We start from the raw sequence: 20,325 nt of genomic DNA on the forward strand, positions 1-20,325 counted from the left end.
TATCATTTTGAGAGGAACGATTGTAATGTCTGATATAAAACATAAATGGAAAAATAAACAAATACGCGACCAGATTGCTGTTATTGACCGAAAAAAATCACCCACGCTTGTTTTGAAAAATGCCCGCTATCTTCATTCAGCACTGAAGCGGTGGCTGACAGGGAACATTTGGATATATGAAAACCGCATCGTGTACATTGGCAGTGCAATGCCTCGATCAGCTGATGAAATTTATGATTGCACCGGTAAAACAGTTGTACCCGGGTACATAGAGCCGCACGTCCACCCGTTTATGCTGTATAATCCTAAGACGTTTGCGGAATATGCTGCAAAACGCGGAACAACTACCCTGGTTAATGATAACTTAATGATGTTGCTGGCACTCGAAAAAAAGAAAGCGTTTTCCTTAATAGAAGAATTAAACAAGCAGCCAGTATCGATGTACTGGTGGTGCCGGTACGATGCTCAGACAGAACTGGACAATGAAGATGAGATATTAGGGAACGGCACAATAAATTCTTGGCTGGAAAATGAAAATGTCCTTCAGGGCGGTGAATTAACAAGCTGGCCAAAGCTGTTGGACGGTGACGATATGATACTGTACTGGATGCAGGAAACGAGAGGAATGAAAAAACGGATTGAAGGGCATTTTCCTGGAGCTTCTGAAAGAACATTGGCAAAAATGGCTTTATTCGGGGCGGATGGCGATCATGAGTCTATGACAGGAGAAGATGTTAGAAGACGGCTTATGAATGGAATGATGGTGACGCTCCGACATTCATCAATTCGTCCGGATTTAGAAAAACTTCTGACAGAGATGAAAGAGATGGATCTTGATCAATATGACATGATGATGTTTACAACGGACGGATCATCTCCGGCTTTTTATGTAGATGGCATTATTGATAAAATGATCCAGATAGCCATTAATCATGGCGTTCCGCCGATTGATGCGTATCATATGGCTTCTTATAATGCGGCCCGCTACTATCGAATGGAACATTTGCATGGTATGATCGCACCGGGGCGCATAGCCAGTGTTAATATTTTAACGGATGAATTTCATCCGAATCCGGAAGCCGTCGTCTCTAATGGCATATGGGTTAAAAAGAATGAAATGGATACGGATCCTTTTCCTGATGTAAATTGGCAGATGTTTGGTCATTCGAAAATGCAATTTAATTGGAATTTGATTGAAGATGATTTACAATTTTCGATGCCATTCGGAATTGAGATGGTGAATAACGTCATTACAAAACCGTGCAAAGTCATAAAAGATGTAGCGGGCGAGCATTTCTACATGGATGACGACCAAAATTATCTTGTGCTTCTTGATTATGAAGGAGAATGGCGTGTTAATACAACGATTAAAGGATTTGCGACCGATATACAAGGGTTTGCGTCTTCGTTTTCCAGCACGGAGGACATTCTTTTGATCGGCTCATCTAAAATAGAAATGCGCCGTGCATTTGAGCGAATGCAGGAACTTGGCGGCGGCATTGTGCTTGCGGAAAATGGGGAAGTTATCCACGAAATCCCGCTTCCGTTATCAGGAATTATGTCCGATCAGCCCTTCGAGGTTGTTGTCGAACAGGAGTTAAAACTAAGAGAATTGCTGTCGGAGCGCGGTTATCGATACGAGGACCCTATTTATTCTTTGCTGTTTTTAACATCTACCCATTTGCCTTATATCAGGATTACATCGCGAGGGATGTATGACGTCATGAAGAAAACGGTACTCTTTCCGACGATAATGCGTTAAAATAGTAAAGTAAAACTATTTTCGGAGTGTCGATATGAGAAAAAAATGGATGGCAATGGCCACAGCGGCCATTTTGATCAGCGGCTGTGCAAGTGCTGAGCCTGCCAATACAAATGTACAAAGAAACGAAATCAACCCTTTAACTGGTGTGGAGTCATCTGATACAGAACATCGGACCATGGCAGTTGTCGTCAGCAATCATCCTTTCGCCCGTCCGCAAACGGCTCTTGATGAAGCAGACATGGTCTATGAAGTTTTAACAGAAGGCGGGATTACCCGCTTTTTAGCGCTTTATCAAAGCGAATATCCGGACAAAATTGGACCGGTCCGCAGTGCACGTGATTATTTTATTGATCTTGCAGAAGGGTATAATGCGTTATTTTTAGCTCACGGCTACAGTCCGGAGGCGCAGGAAATTCTTTTGTCTGGTGAAATCGATCAGCTAAATGGCATCCAGTATGACGGAGATGTCTTTAAGCGGGACAGCTCACGGAAAGCGCCTCATAACTCGTATGTGGATGTTGAAGAAGCGTTGGATATGGCGGAACAAAAAGGCTACAGCCTGGACAAAGCACCATCGCGTCTTTCATTTTTATCAAATAAAGAAAAAATGTCACTGACCGGTGAGCCCGCTGCCGCGTTTTCGATTCGTCCGTCTTCAAATGACTTGTTTGAATCGGCGTATGAGTTTGATGGCGATTCCTATCATCGATCCATTGGCGGCACAGATATAGAGGCGGACAATATTTTTATTATCGAAGCGGACCATCGCGTTGTCGATGCTAAAGGGCGTCTGGATATTGATTTGAAGTCCGGTGGTGACGCATTTCTTATTCAGGACGGCGTGTTGAATTTGGTGAGGTGGCGTAATCAAAACGGTCGAATTATTCCATACACAGAAAATGGTGCAGCATTTGTGCCAGGCAAAACGTGGATTCATGTCGTGCCGGCATCAAGAGGGTTAAACAAAGCAGTTAATGTGGAAATAGACGGTGAAGGGAATGGAAGCTGATTATGCAAATAGATAAATTGCGCGGAAAAGGGCTGGACCAGCTTTTTCAGGCAGTCCTCTCATTAAAAGACATGGAAGAATGCTATCGGTTTTTCGATGATTTATGCACCGTGAATGAAATTCAGTCACTGGCCCAGCGGCTTGAAGTGGCACGTATGCTTCAAGACGGCAAAACGTATCATAAAATTGAAACAGAAACCGGCGCGTCGACCGCCACAATCTCCCGCGTTAAACGATGCTTAAATTACGGAAACGACGGCTACGAATTTGTGCTGAAGCGTGTTCATAATAAAGAAGAATAAGAAAAAAGCAGTCTCTTTAGCAGAGCTGCTTTTTTCTTTGTTTTCACAAGCTGCTGTTTACGTTCAGAATGGAATGATCACATGCGCGCTGAACGAATGAACCAGGGTCGGTTTCGTGATATAATACGAAGTTGTAATTGAATGATTGGAGGCATCCTGCATGTATGATGTTCGCGAATGGCGGCATGTGTTTAAATTAGATCCGAATAAAGAAATAGATGATGAATTGCTTGAGCGTGTGTGCGAGTCTGGAACAGATGCAATTGTGGTAGGCGGTTCAGACGGTGTGACGCTTGATAATGTGCTGGAATTAATGGTTCGCGTACGGCGGTTTCCGCTTCCGTGTGTGTTGGAAGTCTCTTCTCTTGAGATGGTGACACCGGGTTTTGATTTATATTTTATCCCGGCCGTTCTGAATACAACAGAAGCAGACTGGATTACCGGTCTTCATTTTGAAGCAATGAAAGAATATGGGGAGCTTATGAATCCGGATGAACTGGTTGTGGAAGGGTATTGTATCGCAAACCCTGAATGCAAGGCGGCGAAACTGACCGGTGCTTTGAAAAAACCGGAGGCGGAGGATATCTCAGCTTATGCACGATTGGCCGGTCACTTATGGAAGCTGCCAATTTTTTATTTAGAGTACAGCGGCATGTATGGCGACGTAAAAGCTGTCCAAAAAGCAGCGGATATATTATCGGAAACAAAGACGACGTTTTTCTATGGAGGCGGCATTAAAACGGCTGAACAGGCGAAAGAGATGGGGCAGTACGCCAATGTCGTTGTGGTTGGCAATGCCATATATGATTTTCCAGAAGAAGCATTAAAAACCGTTACAGCGGTAAAAAATAGTGTATAATAAAGAACAAATGTTCCGAATGGTGGTGGCAGAATGCAATTTTTAACAGATCGACTATTAAACGGCTTAAATCCGGAGCAGCAGGAAGCCGTCAAGACGACAGAAGGACCGCTTCTCATTATGGCCGGTGCAGGCTCCGGCAAAACGCGCGTCCTGACGCACCGAATTGCGTATTTAATTGTCGAAAAAGAAGTGAACCCGTACAACATTTTGGCTCTCACGTTCACAAATAAAGCGTCACGTGAAATGAAAGATCGGATTGGCGCCCTGCTTGGCGGCGCGTCGGAAGAAATCTGGATGTCGACGTTTCACTCAATGTGTGTGCGTATTTTGCGCCGCGACATTGACCGAATCGGCTACAGCCGCAATTTTACGATTTTAGATACAGCAGATCAATTGTCGGTTTTGAAAAGCATTTTAAAAGACCAAAACATTGACCCGAAAAAATTTGATCCGCGTGCGCTGCTTGGCGCCATCAGCTCATCTAAAAATATCTTAGTTGATGCGGCGGCATTTGCACGTCAGCAAGGCGGCTATACGGATAAGGTGACGTCAGATGTGTACACCGAATATGAGAGGCGCTTAAAGAAAAACAACGCGCTTGATTTTGATGATTTGATTATGCTGACGATCCGCTTGTTTGAACGCGTACCGGAAGTGCTTGAATTTTACCAGCGTAAATTCCAATATATTCATGTGGATGAGTATCAGGATACAAATAAATCACAGTACACACTTGTCAAGCAATTGGCGAGCCGATTTCAAAATCTGTGTGTTGTCGGGGACAGCGATCAGTCGATTTATCGCTGGCGCGGAGCGGATATCGCTAACATTCTATCGTTTGAAAAAGATTATCCGCATGCAAAAGCAATCTTCCTGGAGCAAAATTACCGTTCCACGAAGCGGATTTTGCAGGCGGCGAATGAAGTCATTGAAAAAAATTCGAACCGCAAGCCGAAAAAGCTTTGGACGGAAAATGCCGATGGGAAAAAAATCGCTTATTTCCGAGCGGACAGTGAACGGACCGAAGCGGAGTTTGTTGCCGGGAAAGTAAAAGAGCTTTCTGCCATAGGAAGAAAACAGTCCGATTTTGCGGTGCTGTACCGTACCAATGCCCAGTCGCGTTTGATTGAGGAAACACTCATGAAATCAAACATTGACTACACAATCGTTGGCGGCATTAAGTTCTATGACCGAAAAGAAATTAAAGATTTGCTCGCGTATTTACGGCTTATTGCTAATCCGGACGATGACATCAGCTTATCGCGGGTCATCAATGTGCCAAAACGAGGTCTTGGCTCCACATCGCTTGATAAAATTGCCCGCTACGCGCAGGAGCACGACATTTCCATGTACCAGGCGCTTGCCGAAGTAGACTTTATCGGCTTGAGCGGAAAAGCAGCTAATGCGGCAGCGGATTTTCGGGATATCATTCATATTTACACGCAGCAGCAGGAATACCTTTCCGTTTCAGAGCTTGTTGAACAAGTGATTGACCGGACCGGATATGTCGATATGCTGGCAGCGGAAAAAACAATTGAATCACAGACGCGGATTGAAAATATTGAAGAGTTTTTGTCCGTTACGAAATCATTTGAAGAGTCAAGTGAAGACAAAACGCTGATCGCGTTTTTAACCGATCTTGCTCTTGTTGCCGATATCGATCAGCTTGGCAAAGAAGAGGAATCGACAGAGTCTGTTGTTCTAATGACACTTCACTCCGCCAAAGGACTTGAATTCCCAGTCGTCTTTTTGATCGGCATGGAAGAAGGAGTCTTTCCGCACAGCCGCTCGCTTATGGACGAAGAAGAAATGGAAGAAGAACGCCGTCTCGCCTACGTCGGCATCACACGTGCGGAGAATGAGCTGTATATAACCAATGCGGAAATGCGGACCCTGTATGGGAGAACGAATATGAACCCGGTGTCTCGTTTTATTAGTGAAATTCCCGAAGATTTGCTGGAATCCGAAAATCCGAAGCAGCAGTCAAGAAAACAAATGCCATTTGGCCAGAAAACGCGTCCAGCCGTGACAAGACCGCAAAACAATGCAGCTGCACAGCTGAACTGGCGTGTGGGCGACAAAGCGGTACACAAAAAATGGGGCACAGGAACGGTTGTGGCAGTAAAGGGAAGCGGAGACAGCACCGAACTGGATATTGCGTTTCCGAGCCCGACAGGCATCAAAAGGCTTCTCGCGCAATTTGCACCGATTGAAAAGATTTAAGGATCATTTGGGCCCGAGATCGGTTTGCAATTCTTAGAAAGGAGAGTGTATAAATGGATATAAACATGGCGGAACAGCGTGTCAAAGAATTACATGACACGTTAAATAAATACAGCTACGAATATTATGTAATGGATCAGCCGTCTGTGCCGGACTCAGAATACGACCGGCTGTTAAAAGAGCTGAACGAAATAGAAGAGAAGTTTCCTGGATTGCGGACTCCAGATTCACCGACGCAGCGTGTTGGCGGCGCAGTGCTTGATGCGTTTCAGAAAGTACGCCATGACACTCCGATGCTTAGTCTTGGAAATGCGTTTAATGAAGCTGATTTGCGTGATTTTGACCGGCGGGTGGAACAGCTTGTCGGCCATTCCTCCTATTCATACGTATGTGAGCTGAAGATCGACGGACTCGCGGTGGCGCTTAAATATAAAGACGGGTTATTTGTGCAGGGCGCGACCCGCGGCGATGGAACGACGGGTGAAGACATTACTGCCAATTTAAAAACGATCCATTCGATTCCGCTTCGGCTGAAAAAACCGCTCACGATGGAAGTGCGCGGCGAAGCGTTTATGCCGAAGCAGTCGTTTATTGCGTTGAACGCGATCCGGGATGAAAAAGGTGAAGAACCGTTTGCCAATCCGCGTAACGCAGCAGCTGGATCACTTCGTCAGCTTGATCCGCGTATTGCTGCCTCAAGAAATTTGGACATTTTTTTATACGGCATTGCGAATCCCGGTCCGCTCGGCATCGAGGCACATAGTGAAGGACTTAATCTGCTTGATTCACTTGGGTTTAAAACAAATAAAGAACGGCGTGTATGCAAGACAATTGATGACGTTATTTCTTATGTGAAAGAGCAGTCGGACAAACGGACAACGCTGCCGTACGAAATCGATGGCATCGTTATTAAGGTCGACTCGCTTGACCAGCAGGATGAGCTCGGCTTTACGGCGAAAAGTCCACGCTGGGCGACCGCGTTCAAATTTCCGGCGGAGGAAGTCGTAACAAAACTGACTGGCATTACACTGAGTGTCGGACGGACAGGTGTCGTCACACCAACCGCCCTGCTGCAGCCAGTTCGTGTCGCTGGTACAACAGTCGGACGTGCTTCGCTTCACAATGAAGACTTAATTCGCGAAAAAGACATTCGGATCGGTGACATGGTCGTTGTGAAAAAAGCGGGCGATATTATTCCGGAAGTGGTCAGTGTGTTAGTTGACCGCCGCACAGGGGCAGAAGAAGAATTTCATATGCCGGATCATTGCCCGGAATGTGAAAGCGAGCTTGTCCGCCTGGAAGAAGAAGTAGCGCTTCGGTGCATCAATCCGCAATGCCCGGCACAAATACGCGAAGGCATGACGCATTTTGTATCCCGTAACGCAATGAATATTGAAGGGCTCGGAGAAAAAGTCATCGCGCAATTATACCGTGAAAAGCTGATTACAGACGTTGCCGATTTATACACGCTTAGCAAGGAAGAACTGGTGAAGCTCGAACGGATGGGTGAAAAATCGGCTGATAACTTGCTGGCAGCCATTGAAACGTCTAAACAAAATTCGCTTGAACGTCTTTTATTTGGCCTTGGCATTCGCCATGTCGGAGCAAAAGCGGCTAAAACGCTGGCTATGGAGTTTGGCACGATGGATCGCTTAAAAGAAACGTCTGCAGAAGAGCTGACCGCCATTCACGAAATTGGCGGCAAGATGGCGGATGCTGTTGTTCTTTATTTTGACCAGCCTGAAGTAGCGGAATTGATTGGAAAATTAAAAGCATCAGGTGTGAAAATGGCATATGAAGGACCAATTCGAACGATTTTAGCAGAAGGAGAATCACCTTTTGCCGGTAAAATAGTTGTGTTGACAGGGAAGCTCTCCCAGCTGACCCGCACAGAAGCAAAAGACCGGATTGAAGCGCTTGGCGGCAATGTAACAGGCAGTGTCAGCAAAAAAACGGATCTTGTCGTCGCTGGAGAAGAAGCGGGCTCCAAGCTTGAAAAAGCAGAAAAGCTCGGCATCGATGTATGGGACGAACAGCGATTAATGGATGAACTTACAAAATAAGAGGTGGCTTTTTTGAAAAAGAAATGGGTTCTGGCGGCAATATCCGCCATGATGCTTGCAAGCGGATGTGCACCGGCACTGCAGAACGATGACGAAGTAATACAGGGAAATGGAGACGAAACAACGGCGGTTATACCAACATATCAAATTTCGGAGAACTTTTATCGGACGATTGTGCCGTTTGAGCCAGGCAAAGCACGTGGGCTCGTCGTCTCTAATTTAAATACGCGCTATGATATTGTAGAATTTGAAACTGGCTTAATGCGGATTGCACAGGAAAATTTTTCGCCGGATAATTTCTTTTTTCAGGAAGGACAAGCGCTTGAAGAAGATGTCGTCCGGTCGTGGCTGCGCAGAAAATATACAGATGCGCAGTTGAAAGAAAATGAATTGAAAGCGGAAGAAAACCTTGGCCTTAATCCGATTGATACAGGAGAAGGATCGGTGGAAGAACGTAACGAGCGGGCACCGATTTATTTGGCGCATATTATGGAGCAGGATTATTTAACGAAAAAAGAAGATAATTCACTGCAGCTTGATGGAATGGTCATCGGGCTCGCTCTCAATTCTGTTCATTATTATCAAAAAGAACAATACGGCGCACAGTATGAATTTACGATTCCTGACGAAAAAATCGAAGAAGAAGGCAAAAAAATAGCTGCACAGGTCGCTTCACGCCTTCGTGCCATGGATAAAACGAAAAATATTCCGATTACGATCGCCTTGTTCCAACAGGCTCCGCAAAATTCAGTGACAGCGGGTAATTTTATCGCGTATACGCATCTTGATGCAGGCGATGCAGACACCTCGGATTGGAAAGCAATAGACGAGGAATATGTTCTGTTCCCGTCCAATGCCGCAGAAGAAGATCACCGTGAAGATTCAACGTATTTTGCCAACTTCAAACAGGACATTGAAACGTATTTCGATAACTTTAATGGGGTAATCGGCCGTGGATTATACAGTGGAGAAGAGCTGACGAGCTTAAAAATTGATATTCCGATTCAATTTTACGGAAAAGCGGAAGCGATTGGCTTTACACAATATGTGACCGGTCTTGTAATGGAGCACTTCCCAGCATATATCCCCGTACAAGTGAGCATTACGTCTACGAGCGGCCCAGAAGCGCTTATTGTCAAAGAAGCTAATGCGGAAGAGCCGTATGTCCATATTTACGAATAACTAAAAACCTGATTTGATAAATTTATCAAATCAGGTTTTTTATTTGCCAGAACAAAAAATGTTGCGCCATAGCAACAGTTAGCATACACTAATAAAAAAATGAAGAGGGGGGCGAATATGGACGGTAATGTATTATTCGCGCTTAGCCTGACGTTATTTGCTGGTCTTGCTACGGGTATTGGCAGCGCGCTGGCGTTTTTTACGTCCCGCACGAATACAAAGTTTCTTGCCTGGGCGCTTGGCTTTTCGGCCGGGGTAATGATTTACGTATCGATGATTGAAATTTTTGTGAAAGCAAAAGATGCACTCGTTACAGAACACGGTGATAAAACGGGCTATTGGCTGACAGTTATCGGCTTCTTCGCCGGTATTGTAGTGATTGCGATCATTGATAAATTTATCCCATCAGCTGGGAATCCACATGAAACAAAAACGGTAGAAGAATTTCATAAGGAACCGGGACACGACGAATATGCAAGGCTGAGAAAAATGGGTGTTTTCACTGCGATTGCCATTGCCATTCATAATTTTCCAGAAGGAATCGCAACCTTCGCATCGGCCATTCAAGATCCAAACCTGGGCATTGCGATCGCCGTTGCCGTGGCGATTCATAATATCCCAGAGGGCATTGCTGTTGCTGTACCTCTTTATTTTGCAACAGGGGACCGAAAAAAAGCCTTCAAATGGTCGTTTTTATCTGGCTTATCAGAGCCAGTCGGTGCGATTGTCGCCTGGCTCATTTTGATGCCGTATTTAACAGACACAATGTTTGGCATGATTTTCGCTGGTGTGGCTGGAATTATGGTGTTTATATCGCTTGATGAACTGCTGCCGGCCGCGCAAAAGTATGACCAAACCCATTTAGCCATTTACGGTGTTGTATCTGGAATGGCTGTGATGGCGATCAGCTTGCTGCTTCTTTTATAAAAATAAAAAAGCTGAAAGAGGCCATTCTTCCGGCTTCAGGCTGTCGACAAAGTCGTCAGTCTTTTTTTGAAGGGGCCGATAGGTGAAGCAAAAAGGACTTCGCTTTCCGCGGGCAGTGCGTGAGCTTCCTCGTTGCTCCCGCTCCTGTGGGGTCTCACGTCCACTGCTGTTCCCGCAGGAGTCTGCGTCCTTTTTGCTTCACCCCGTTTTTCGGCTGGCTTTTATTCGCGAAAAACGAATGGGGCATCGTAACGGTCCCGTTTCGGCGCTGTCGCCAGCGGAGCATGTCCCCATGAACCGGCTCTTTTATGCGCTGCTTTTATAGAAACAGCGGCAGCGGGCTTGCGGCGAAGACTCCTGCGGGACTAGCAGGCCAGGTGAGATCGGTGGAGGCGCGCAGCGACGGAAACAAGCTCAGCGCCTGCCCGCGGAACGCGAAGTCGCGAGTCCGCCGCATTTCGGCTTCAATCAGAAAGCTATACACCGCCATCACCAAAGAACAAGGATGAAGAAGAAAAATCAAATGTGCTGACAAAAGGTTTTATTTGTCTACACTCTGAAGCCGGAAGAGGCCATTCTTCCGGCTTTTTTATTTTTTTGAATTTTTTTTCAAAAAAGGGTTGGCAAACAAAATAAACTGTTATACAATACAAATTGTAAACAACAAACTGTTTTATAACAAGGGGGATGTTTTAAAATGGGAAATACAACTCAACAGCGGGTAGATCAGCTTCAACAAGCGTGGGGAAATGATGCACGATGGAAAGGAATTGAACGTCCTTACTCGGCAGAAGAAGTGATTAAGCTTCGTGGTTCAATCGATATTGAACACACACTGGCTAAGCGCGGCGCTGACAAACTATGGAGTCTGGTTAATCAGGAAAATTTCGTTAATGCCCTTGGAGCATTGACAGGCAACCAGGCCGTACAGCAAGTAAAAGCAGGATTGAAAGCGATTTATTTAAGCGGCTGGCAAGTAGCGGCAGATGCGAACCTTTCAGGCAACATGTACCCGGATCAAAGTCTTTATCCGGCTAACAGCGTTCCGAATGTTGTAAAGCGCATTAACCAGGCTCTTCAGCGTGCAGATCAAATTGCACATATGGAAGGCGACGAGTCGATCGATTATTTCGCGCCAATCGTAGCCGATGCGGAAGCTGGATTTGGGGGACAGCTGAACGTATTTGAGCTAATGAAAGGCATGATCGAATCAGGCGCATCTGGGGTCCACTTTGAAGACCAGCTTTCTTCTGAGAAAAAATGCGGCCATTTAGGCGGGAAAGTTTTGCTTCCTACTCAAGTAGCAGTGAAAAACTTGGTTGCAGCACGTCTTGCAGCTGACGTAATGGGTGCTTCGACTGTTCTAATCGCTCGTACAGATGCCGATGCAGCTGACTTGATCACAAGTGATATCGATCCGGCAGATGCTGAGTTCCTAACTGGCGAACGCACATCAGAAGGTTTCTTCCGGACGAAAGCGGGTCTTGACCAGGCGATCGCACGTGGTCTTGCATACGCACAGTACGCGGATATGATTTGGTGCGAAACATCTGAACCGAATTTAGAGGATGCACAGCGTTTTGCGGATGCGATTCATGAAAAATTCCCGGGCAAATTACTTGCCTATAACTGCTCACCTTCATTTAACTGGAAAGCGAAACTCGATGATGAAACAATCGAGAAATATCAAGTGGAACTTGGAAAGATGGGCTACAAATTCCAATTCGTTACACTTGCCGGCTTCCATACATTGAATTACAGCATGTTCCAGCTTGCGAACGGATACAAAACACGCGGCATGGGTGCATACTCTGAATTGCAGCAGGCCGAATTCGCAGCGGAAAAAGATGGCTACACAGCAACGCGCCACCAGCGTGAAGTTGGAACGGGCTACTTTGACGCCGTGGCTATGACTGTAACAGGCGGCCAGTCTTCAACGACTGCACTGAAAGGGTCAACAGAAGAGGAACAATTCCAGACAAACTAATTTGATACGAACAAAGGGATCTGTCTTACATTGGGGGATGTAAAATAGATGGAGGACCGTCTTCGAAATTGAAGACGGTCCTTCTTTTTGTTTACGGAGGCGCAAATCATGGTAAAATAGACTTTGTGCAATTACTAGCGTACAAATTTTTTACGGAGGTGGATTCCATTGACGCGAATTTCAGAAGAACAAGTACGGCATGTGGCCCATTTGGCTCGCCTTGCTGTCACAGATGAAGAAGTGCATACATTTACGGAACAGCTCGATGCGATCATTACATTCGCCGAGCAGCTGAATGAACTTGATACATCAAACGTGAAGCCCACTTCACACGTTTTAAATATGAAAAATGTATTGCGTGCAGACGAATCGGCACCAGGACTTGACCGGGAAGACGTATTGAAAAATGCGCCGGATCAGCAGGACGGCCAAATTCGGGTGCCGTCGATTATTGAGTAAGGGGGAAAAACTGTGTCATTATTTGATCATAAATTGACGGAGATTCAATCGATGCTTGAAAAAAAAGAAGTGTCAATTCCAGATCTCGTCGATGAATCGTTTAAACGCATCGCCGCAGTGGATAGCGATGTAAAAGCGTTTATTACATTAGATGAAGAAAATGCCCGTAAGCAGGCGGATGAAGCACAAAGCGCCGGCAAAACAGGTATTTTAACAGGCATTCCAATTGGTGTAAAAGATAATATCGTGACAAAAGGTCTTCGCACGACCGCAGCCAGCCAGATTCTTCATAATTTTGACCCGATCTATGATGCAACGGTTGTAAATAAGCTTCGCGAAGCCGGAACAATCACGGTCGGCAAATTAAACATGGATGAATTTGCGATGGGATCTTCAACAGAAAATTCAAGCTTCCAAAAAACACGTAATCCGTGGAACCTCGATCATGTGCCTGGCGGTTCATCCGGAGGTTCGGCTGCATCGGTTGCGGCTGGAGAAGTACCTTTTTCACTCGGCTCCGATACAGGGGGATCCATCCGTCAGCCAGCATCATTTTGCGGCGTCGTTGGCATGAAACCTACATATGGCCGTGTCTCGCGTTTTGGCTTAATCGCTTTTGCGTCATCGCTTGACCAAATTGGCCCGATTACACGCAATGTAGAAGATAATGCCCATCTCTTGGAAGCGATTGTCGGCATCGACTCGTATGATTCAACATCTGCGAACGTTCCAGGAGAGAATTTTGCGGCGAGTTTAACAGGCGATATTAAAGGCCTGCGTATTGCCGTGCCGAAAGAATACCTCGGAGAAGGGGTTACGGAAGAAGTAAAACAATCTATTCTTGCCGCGCTGAAAGTGTTAGAAGGACTCGGCGCGACGTGGGAAGAAGTATCGCTGCCGCATTCAAAATATGGCGTAGCGACTTATTATTTGCTTGCCTCATCTGAAGCATCGTCCAACCTGGCCCGTTTTGACGGCATCCGTTACGGCTACCGGGCTGAAAATGCGGATAACTTAATTGAATTGTACAAAAAAACACGCGCAGAAGGCTTCGGTGATGAAGTGAAACGCCGCATTATGCTCGGTACATTCGCGCTCAGCTCCGGCTACTATGATGCTTATTACAAAAAAGCGCAGCAAGTCCGTACGCTTATTAAAAAAGATTTTGAAGACGTGCTGGAAAACTATGATGTCATCATTGGCCCGACAACACCAACGCCAGCCTTTAAAATCGGTGAAATCATCGACGATCCATTGACAATGTATGCAAACGATATTTTGACGATTCCAGTCAATCTTGCCGGCGTACCAGGCATCTCCGTTCCGTGTGGATTTGCGGAAAATGGACTGCCACTCGGCCTGCAAATTATTGGTCATCACTTTGACGAAAAAACCGTTTATCGTGTTGCTCATGCGTACGAGCAGGCAACTGATTTTCATAAACAAAAACCTGGGCTGTAAGGAGGGGACCAAGCTATGCAATTTGAAACTGTCATCGGACTTGAAGTCCATGTTGAATTAAAAACAAACTCAAAAATCTTTTCATCGGCCCCAGCCCATTTCGGCGCGGAGCCAAACACAAATACAACGGTTATTGACCTCGGCTATCCGGGCGTGCTGCCGGTCATGAATGAAAAAGCCGTTGAATTTGCGATGAAAGCGGCAATGGCGATCAACTGTGAAATCGCCGAAGAATCTATCTGGGACCGGAAAAATTATTTCTATCCAGATAACCCGAAAGCATATCAGGTGTCTCAAAATGATAAGCCGATCGGTGAGCACGGATGGGTAGAAATTGAAGTAAACGGCGAAACGAAACGGATCGGTATTACGCGTCTTCATTTAGAAGAAGATGCGGGCAAGCTGACGCATGCCGGCAAGCATTCTCTTTGCGACTACAACCGCCAGGGAACACCGCTTGTCGAAATCGTCTCCGAGCCGGACATCCGTACACCGGAAGAAGCATACGCTTTTTTAGAAAAATTAAAAGCGATTATTCAATACACAGAAGTATCCGACTGCAAAATGGAAGAAGGATCGCTTCGCTGTGATGCGAACATTTCGATCCGCCCATTTGGACAGGATGAATTTGGTACAAGAACGGAACTAAAAAACTTAAACTCATTTAACTTTGTCCGCAAAGGGCTTGAGTATGAAGAAAAACGTCAGGCGGAAGTTGTGTCTTCCGGTGGAAAAGTAGAACAGGAAACACGCCGCTTTGACGAATCAACAGGCAAAACCATTTTGATGCGTGTAAAAGAAGGATCAGATGACTACCGTTACTTCCCAGAACCGGATCTTCTGCCTGTTTACATTGACGATGAATGGAAAGAACGTGTCCGTTCATCTATTCCAGAGCTTCCGGACACACGTAAAAAGCGCTACATGGAAGAGCTTGGACTTCCGGCGCATGACGCGAAAATTTTGACGATGTCAAAAGACATTGCTGACTTCTTTGAAGCGACAGTCGCGGCCGGTGCAGGCGCAAAACAGGCGTCTAACTGGCTTATGGGCGAAGTGCCGGCGTATTTGAATGCGGAAGGCAAAGAGCTGTCGGAAACAAAATTAACGCCAGAAAACCTGGCTGGCATGATTGCCCTGCTCGAAAAAGGGACAATTTCATCGAAGATTGCCAAAACAGTCTTTAAAGAAATCATCGAAAACGGCGGCAATGCAGAAGCAATCGTGAAAGAAAAAGGACTCGTTCAAATTTCGGACGAATCTGCCCTTCTAAAGTTCGTCAACGACGCACTGGACGCAAACCCGCAATCGATTGCCGACTTTAAAGAAGGCAAGAAAAAAGCGATCGGCTTCCTCGTCGGTCAAATTATGAAAGCATCAAAAGGCCAGGCTAATCCGCAGGCCATCAACAAATTGCTTGCGGAAGAAATTCAAAAGCGATAATACTCATGCTGCTTCCTTTCTGAGGAAGCAGTTTTTTTGTTTAATTCCAACTTGACGTGTCGGATAAGATACGTTAAAGTATACATATCTTATAAAAATAATCGGAATTAAAACGGAGGGCCGCAAAATGAGAGAAGAATATGCTGTAATGCCGGGTGCAGAGTCATTTTATTTAGAAGGAAATGAGATTGGGATTGTTCTGTCTCATGGATTTATCGGTACGCCGCAAAGTATTCGGGACGTGGCGGAAGCACTGAACAAACAAGGGTTTTCCGTGATTGCACCGCGTTTAAAAGGACATGGCACGCACCAGGCCGATATGGAAAAATGCACACATGATGACTGGTATGACAGCTATTTGCGCGCGTACCGCTTTTTAAAAAAACGCGGCAAGCGCATCTTTTTAATGGGGCAGTCAATGGGCGGTACCCTGACATTAAAATTTGCGGCAGCTCATCAGGATGTTGAGGGCATCATCACGATTAACGCTGCACTCACATTGCCTTCACTTGATCATTTAGGAAATGACCCTGCTCCACGTTTTATTCCAGAAGGGTCTCCTGATATAAAAAAAGAAAATGTTCATGAAATTACTTATGAGGAAGCGCCAGTTGCTTCTATTCGTGAACTGCAAAAATTGATGAAAGAAGTACCGTCTGTCTTAAGCCGAATTCGAGTCCCGGCGCTTTGCATAAAGTCAGCGGTGGATCATGTTGTGCCGCCGGAAAATACGTCGTTTATTTACCAGTCCATTTCATCAACTCAAAAACAACTCATCACGCTAGCGGATTCGTATCATGTGGCAACGATGGATCATGATGCAGACCGCATCGTCGAAGCAGCAGCGGGCTTTATTAAATCTATTGCGCTTAAGCAGGACCAATTGAAAAAAGTTCTTTAAAATAAAGGAAGGCTGTCCGAAATGGACAGCCTTCCTTTGCTTGCAACTAGTGCCTTACTTCTTCAAAATATTCACAATAACATTAACCGCTTTTTCGATTTCTTCCTCTGTGACATTCAAAGGTGGGAGGAGGCGAATGACGTGTGTGCCCGCTGTTAAAATGAGCAGATTTTGTTCTCGCGCTTTCGCTAGAAACGGTCCTGCTTCTTCATTCAGCTCAATGCCGACCATTAATCCTTTTCCTTTGAGCTTTTTAAAAATCGTTTCTTCTTTTAACACTTCATTTAATAAATAACGAAGCTTATCACCTTTTTTCGTCACATCTGTTAAAAAAGAGTCATCGAAAATCGTTGACAATGTTTCTTTCGCCGCGGCGAGCGCGACAGGATTTCCGCCGAAAGTTGATCCGTGTGAGCCGGCTGAAAATGCGTCAGAAAGAGAGGCTTTGCCGATGATGGCGCCGAGAGGGAAGCCGCTTGCGATCCCTTTTGCGACAGATATGATGTCCGGGTTCAAGCCAATATGCTGAAATGCGAACGGCTTGCCGGTCCGGCCGATTCCCGTTTGAATTTCATCGATAATCACGAGAGATCCGTTTTCATGGGCGAGCTTTTCCACTTCTCTTAAGAAATCCACATCGCCTTCATTAATGCCGCCTTCACCTTGAATGACTTCAAACATGACCGCAGCCGTGTTGTCATCAATCGCCGCTTTCAGTGAATCAATATCATTCATCGTCACATATTCAAATGATTCCAGCATTGGTCCGAAGCCCGTTTTAATTTTATCCTGTCCGGTCGCCGCCATTGTCGCAAACGTGCGTCCGTGGAATGAGTCAATAAATGTAATGACTTTTGAGCGTCCGGTTGATTTGCGTGCGAGCTTAATGGCCGCTTCATTCGCTTCTGCACCGCTGTTTCCAAAAAAGACGAGGTCCAGTCCGGACGCATCAGTCAGCTGTTTAGCCACGTCTTCCTGCAGCTCGATCTGAAATAAATTCGACGTATGCCAAAATTGATTCAGCTGTTCCTCGACTGCTTTTTTCACGTTTTCCGGTGCGTGTCCGAGGTTGCATACGCTGATACCTGACGTGAAATCAAGGTATTCTTTACCATCTTTTGCTGTTAGATAGGCACCTTTTGCTTTAATCGGTGTCACGTCCCATCTTGCATACGTAGGGAATAAATAGCTCAATTTGTTTCCTCCTTATTAAATAAAGTACCGTACCACTTTCCGTCTTCATAAAATGGTTTTTTGCCGGAAACGATATGAACGTACCCACAGCTTTCAAGTGCTTTCAGCGCTGTGTTTACTTTTGGGATCATGCCGCCACTGATCACGCCTGAATTGATCAGCTCGTTTGTTTTAGTGGCGGTTAACGCGGGAATCAACTCTCCATCTTTGAGTACGCCGGGTACGTCTGTCACCATAAGCAGATGATCAGCAGCTAATGCGTAAGCAGCCGCTCCCGCCGCATGATCCGCGTTGACGTTTAAGACGGTTCCATTCGGTCCTTTTGCGATTGGTGTCAATACAGGAAGAAGCCCCGCCTGCAGGAAAAGTTCAAGTACTTGTTTATTTACAGTCGTCACATCGCCGACAAAACCGAGTTCTTCTTTATTAATAAAGTCGGCCTGCAAGATGCCTTGGTCGCTTGATTGAACGCCAATCGCCGGAATGCCCTGATCTTCTAAAAGACGGACGAGCTTCCGGTTCATGCTGCCGGACAGCACAAGTTCTGCTGCTTCTAACACTTCTTTTGACGTCACACGAAGACCATTTTTAAATTCGCTTTTCACATTCATTTTCTCAAGCATCGCATTAATCTCTGGTCCGCCGCCATGAACGAATACGATTTGGTATCCGTCCGCTATGAGCGATTTCATGCTGGAGAAAAAGCTGTCTGACAGTTCTTTTAAGACGCTGCCGCCGCATTTTACGACTACTGTTTTCATAGATTCTCCTCCTTATGGGTACATTGGGAAGCCTTTTAGTCCCGCTGTTTCGTCAAACCCAAACATAATATTCGCATTTTGAATGGCTTGTCCTGCCGCGCCTTTCACAAGATTGTCAATAACAGAAACGATCACAAGACGATTCGTGCGTGTATCAACATCAACCGAAATATCACAGAAATTCGAGCCGGCCACTTCTTTAATACCAGGGAATTGTTTCGATGGACGGACACGGACGAATGGATCATTTTTGTATGTGTCCGCGTAAAGAGCATGAACCTCTTCAGTTGTCATCTCGTTTGCAAGTGGCGCGTACATCGTTGCCATAATACCGCGTGAAACCGGCAAAAGGTGCGTTGAAAACGTGATTGGCGCGACCTCTTCATTCCACCAGGAAAGCTGCTGTTCAATTTCTGGAATATGCTGATGCTCATTTACTTTATAAATACGGAAGTTATCGTTCATTTCTGCAAAGTGAACGAGCGGTGACAGGCCGCGTCCGGCTCCGGACACACCTGATTTTGCGTCGATAATAATGTTTTTTACATCAATGACACCGTTTTTCACAGCGGGTGCGAGTCCTAAAAGTGCCGCTGTCGGGTAGCAGCCCGGGTTGGACAATACTTTGGCTGATTTTATATTTTCCCGGTTCCATTCAGTCAGTCCGTATACCGCATCTGCAATAAACTCTTTTGGAGCGGGCTCTTTTTTATACCACTTTTTATAATCTTCTGTTTCTTTCAGACGGAGATCGCCGGACAAGTCCACCACTTTGGCGTGGCCGCCGGCAAGCTGTGGCGCAAGAGCAGCGGCTGCGCCAGAAGGAACGGCCAAAAAGACAATATCTGATTCTTGTTTGATCACTTCTGTATCAATTTTAGTAAGTGGAAGCGGACAAATGTCTGCCAAGTGGGGATATTCATCTGTGACAGGAACACCGTCTTTGCTTGATGAATATACAGCGTGCAGATCAAAGTCAGGATGATTGGATAAAAGACGTATAAGTTCAATACCCCCGTAGCCGGAAGCACCGATTACTGATGCTTTCATTGGAAAACTCCTTTGTATTTTTATTTATATTTATTAATAATTATTAAGTTGTATTCTCTCATTATAAAATTGTCCTCACTTTAAATCAACCGATTTTGTCAAATGCTTTGTTTTTGTGCATAATGGTGGAAGGGGATGTTTTGAAAATCCGTAACGGAGGAACAAAAAATGAATTTGCAGGAATGGTTTGAAAAAGGACTGACACCTGAGGAGTATATACATGATATGTCGGATCATAAGGGAAATCTTCTCCATGTACTGAAGAATTTTCATTTGTCCGGTGAAGAAGCTTCGCTCATCACCAAGCTGAGGGAAGCGAATTGGCGTGTCGTTGTATTAACGGAAGACTGGTGTGGTGACGCGATGGTGAATGTGCCGATCTTGCTTGCGATAGCGAAAGCAGCGGATATGGATGTCCGGCTTTTGCACCGGGATGAAAATCTTGAGTTGATGGATCAATATTTGACAAATGGCACATCACGGGCCATTCCGATTTTTATTTTTATAGATAAAGAGGGACATGAGCAGGCCGTCTGGGGACCACGTGCGCCAGCTGTACAAGAAATGGTAACGAATTACCGCTCCTCGCTTCCGCCGCGTGATCATGAAAAATTTGAAGAAAAAAGCCGTGAGATGATTGAAAAGCTGACGGAAACATATCGGACGGACGAATCGATCTGGCAGGAAATCTACCAGAGCATCAAAACAACGATGGCGGAACGATTATATTAATAGC

At 45.5% G+C, this 20,325-nt stretch carries 18 protein-coding genes; 15 read left to right on the top strand and 3 right to left on the bottom strand.

What is annotated here, in order from left to right; all coding sequences use genetic code 11:
• Nucleotides 1-25: 25 nt before the first annotated feature.
• The 14 genes from VQ00_RS11060 to VQ00_RS11125 all read left to right on the top strand — a co-directional run bounded on the left by VQ00_RS11060 (nucleotide 26) and on the right by VQ00_RS11125 (nucleotide 16,584).
• Nucleotides 26-1,762 carry an adenine deaminase C-terminal domain-containing protein gene (locus VQ00_RS11060; RefSeq protein WP_046180199.1) on the top strand — a complete coding sequence of 579 codons (1,737 nt, stop codon included), beginning with the start codon at nucleotides 26-28 and terminating at the stop codon, nucleotides 1,760-1,762.
• A 34-nt stretch (nucleotides 1,763-1,796) separates the two neighbouring features.
• Nucleotides 1,797-2,774 carry a DUF3048 domain-containing protein gene (locus tag VQ00_RS11065; protein WP_046180200.1) on the top strand — a complete coding sequence of 326 codons (978 nt, stop codon included), beginning with the start codon at nucleotides 1,797-1,799 and terminating at the stop codon, nucleotides 2,772-2,774.
• 2 nt (nucleotides 2,775-2,776) lie between these two features.
• On the top strand, nucleotides 2,777-3,076 hold the full coding sequence (locus VQ00_RS11070) for a YerC/YecD family TrpR-related protein (RefSeq protein WP_046180201.1): 300 nt from the start codon (nucleotides 2,777-2,779) through the stop codon (nucleotides 3,074-3,076).
• A gap of 160 nt (nucleotides 3,077-3,236) precedes the next feature.
• A complete protein-coding gene (pcrB, locus tag VQ00_RS11075; protein ID WP_046180202.1) occupies nucleotides 3,237-3,935 on the top strand; it encodes a heptaprenylglyceryl phosphate synthase in 699 nt (232 codons plus the stop codon).
• Nucleotides 3,936-3,968: 33 nt separating this feature from the next.
• A complete protein-coding gene (gene pcrA / locus VQ00_RS11080) occupies nucleotides 3,969-6,161 on the top strand; it encodes a DNA helicase PcrA (RefSeq protein WP_046180203.1) in 2,193 nt (730 codons plus the stop codon).
• A gap of 53 nt (nucleotides 6,162-6,214) precedes the next feature.
• Nucleotides 6,215-8,224 (top strand): NAD-dependent DNA ligase LigA, encoded by a 2,010-nt coding sequence (gene ligA / locus VQ00_RS11085; RefSeq protein ID WP_046180204.1) that lies wholly within the window; start codon nucleotides 6,215-6,217, stop codon nucleotides 8,222-8,224.
• 12 nt (nucleotides 8,225-8,236) lie between these two features.
• Nucleotides 8,237-9,406, top strand: a complete 1,170-nt coding sequence (locus tag VQ00_RS11090) for a CamS family sex pheromone protein (RefSeq protein ID WP_245618107.1) — start codon at nucleotides 8,237-8,239, stop codon at nucleotides 9,404-9,406.
• Nucleotides 9,407-9,523: 117 nt separating this feature from the next.
• On the top strand, nucleotides 9,524-10,333 hold the full coding sequence (gene zupT / locus VQ00_RS11095; RefSeq protein WP_046180205.1) for a zinc transporter ZupT: 810 nt from the start codon (nucleotides 9,524-9,526) through the stop codon (nucleotides 10,331-10,333).
• An 82-nt stretch (nucleotides 10,334-10,415) separates the two neighbouring features.
• Nucleotides 10,416-10,658 (top strand): hypothetical protein, encoded by a 243-nt coding sequence (locus tag VQ00_RS11100; RefSeq protein WP_046180206.1) that lies wholly within the window; start codon nucleotides 10,416-10,418, stop codon nucleotides 10,656-10,658.
• A gap of 372 nt (nucleotides 10,659-11,030) precedes the next feature.
• Nucleotides 11,031-12,320: an isocitrate lyase gene (gene aceA, locus VQ00_RS11105; RefSeq protein WP_046180207.1), complete on the top strand. Its 1,290-nt coding sequence runs from the start codon at nucleotides 11,031-11,033 to the stop codon at nucleotides 12,318-12,320.
• A 168-nt stretch (nucleotides 12,321-12,488) separates the two neighbouring features.
• Nucleotides 12,489-12,779, top strand: a complete 291-nt coding sequence (gatC, locus tag VQ00_RS11110) for an Asp-tRNA(Asn)/Glu-tRNA(Gln) amidotransferase subunit GatC (protein ID WP_046180208.1) — start codon at nucleotides 12,489-12,491, stop codon at nucleotides 12,777-12,779.
• A 12-nt stretch (nucleotides 12,780-12,791) separates the two neighbouring features.
• Nucleotides 12,792-14,240, top strand: a complete 1,449-nt coding sequence (gatA, locus tag VQ00_RS11115) for an Asp-tRNA(Asn)/Glu-tRNA(Gln) amidotransferase subunit GatA (RefSeq protein ID WP_046180209.1) — start codon at nucleotides 12,792-12,794, stop codon at nucleotides 14,238-14,240.
• Between the two features lie 15 nt (nucleotides 14,241-14,255).
• Nucleotides 14,256-15,683 (top strand): Asp-tRNA(Asn)/Glu-tRNA(Gln) amidotransferase subunit GatB, encoded by a 1,428-nt coding sequence (gene gatB, locus VQ00_RS11120; protein ID WP_046180210.1) that lies wholly within the window; start codon nucleotides 14,256-14,258, stop codon nucleotides 15,681-15,683.
• 127 nt (nucleotides 15,684-15,810) lie between these two features.
• Nucleotides 15,811-16,584, top strand: coding sequence for an alpha/beta hydrolase (locus VQ00_RS11125; RefSeq protein WP_046180211.1), 774 nt, complete (start codon nucleotides 15,811-15,813; stop codon nucleotides 16,582-16,584).
• Nucleotides 16,585-16,638: 54 nt separating this feature from the next.
• On the opposite strand, the gene VQ00_RS11130 is transcribed toward VQ00_RS11125, so the two are convergent.
• From VQ00_RS11130 to argC, 3 genes are read right to left on the bottom strand one after another with little or no spacing between them, the layout of a single operon-like run.
• Nucleotides 16,639-17,778, bottom strand: a complete 1,140-nt coding sequence (locus tag VQ00_RS11130) for an acetylornithine transaminase (protein ID WP_046180212.1) — start codon at nucleotides 17,776-17,778, stop codon at nucleotides 16,639-16,641.
• The gene (argB, locus tag VQ00_RS11135; protein ID WP_046180213.1) at nucleotides 17,775-18,539 is read right to left on the bottom strand and encodes an acetylglutamate kinase; all 765 of its coding nucleotides are present in this window, start codon (nucleotides 18,537-18,539) and stop codon (nucleotides 17,775-17,777) included. The genes VQ00_RS11130 and argB overlap by 4 nt, the downstream gene beginning before the upstream one ends.
• 12 nt (nucleotides 18,540-18,551) lie before the next feature.
• Nucleotides 18,552-19,589 carry an N-acetyl-gamma-glutamyl-phosphate reductase gene (gene argC / locus VQ00_RS11140; protein WP_046180214.1) on the bottom strand — a complete coding sequence of 346 codons (1,038 nt, stop codon included), beginning with the start codon at nucleotides 19,587-19,589 and terminating at the stop codon, nucleotides 18,552-18,554.
• A 168-nt stretch (nucleotides 19,590-19,757) separates the two neighbouring features.
• On the opposite strand from argC, the gene VQ00_RS11145 reads away from it, so the two are divergent.
• Nucleotides 19,758-20,321 carry a thioredoxin family protein gene (locus VQ00_RS11145; RefSeq protein WP_046180215.1) on the top strand — a complete coding sequence of 188 codons (564 nt, stop codon included), beginning with the start codon at nucleotides 19,758-19,760 and terminating at the stop codon, nucleotides 20,319-20,321.
• Nucleotides 20,322-20,325 lie beyond the last annotated feature (4 nt).

Source organism: Domibacillus tundrae (assembly GCF_000970675.1).
GTDB lineage: Bacteria > Bacillota > Bacilli > Bacillales > Domibacillaceae > Domibacillus > Domibacillus tundrae.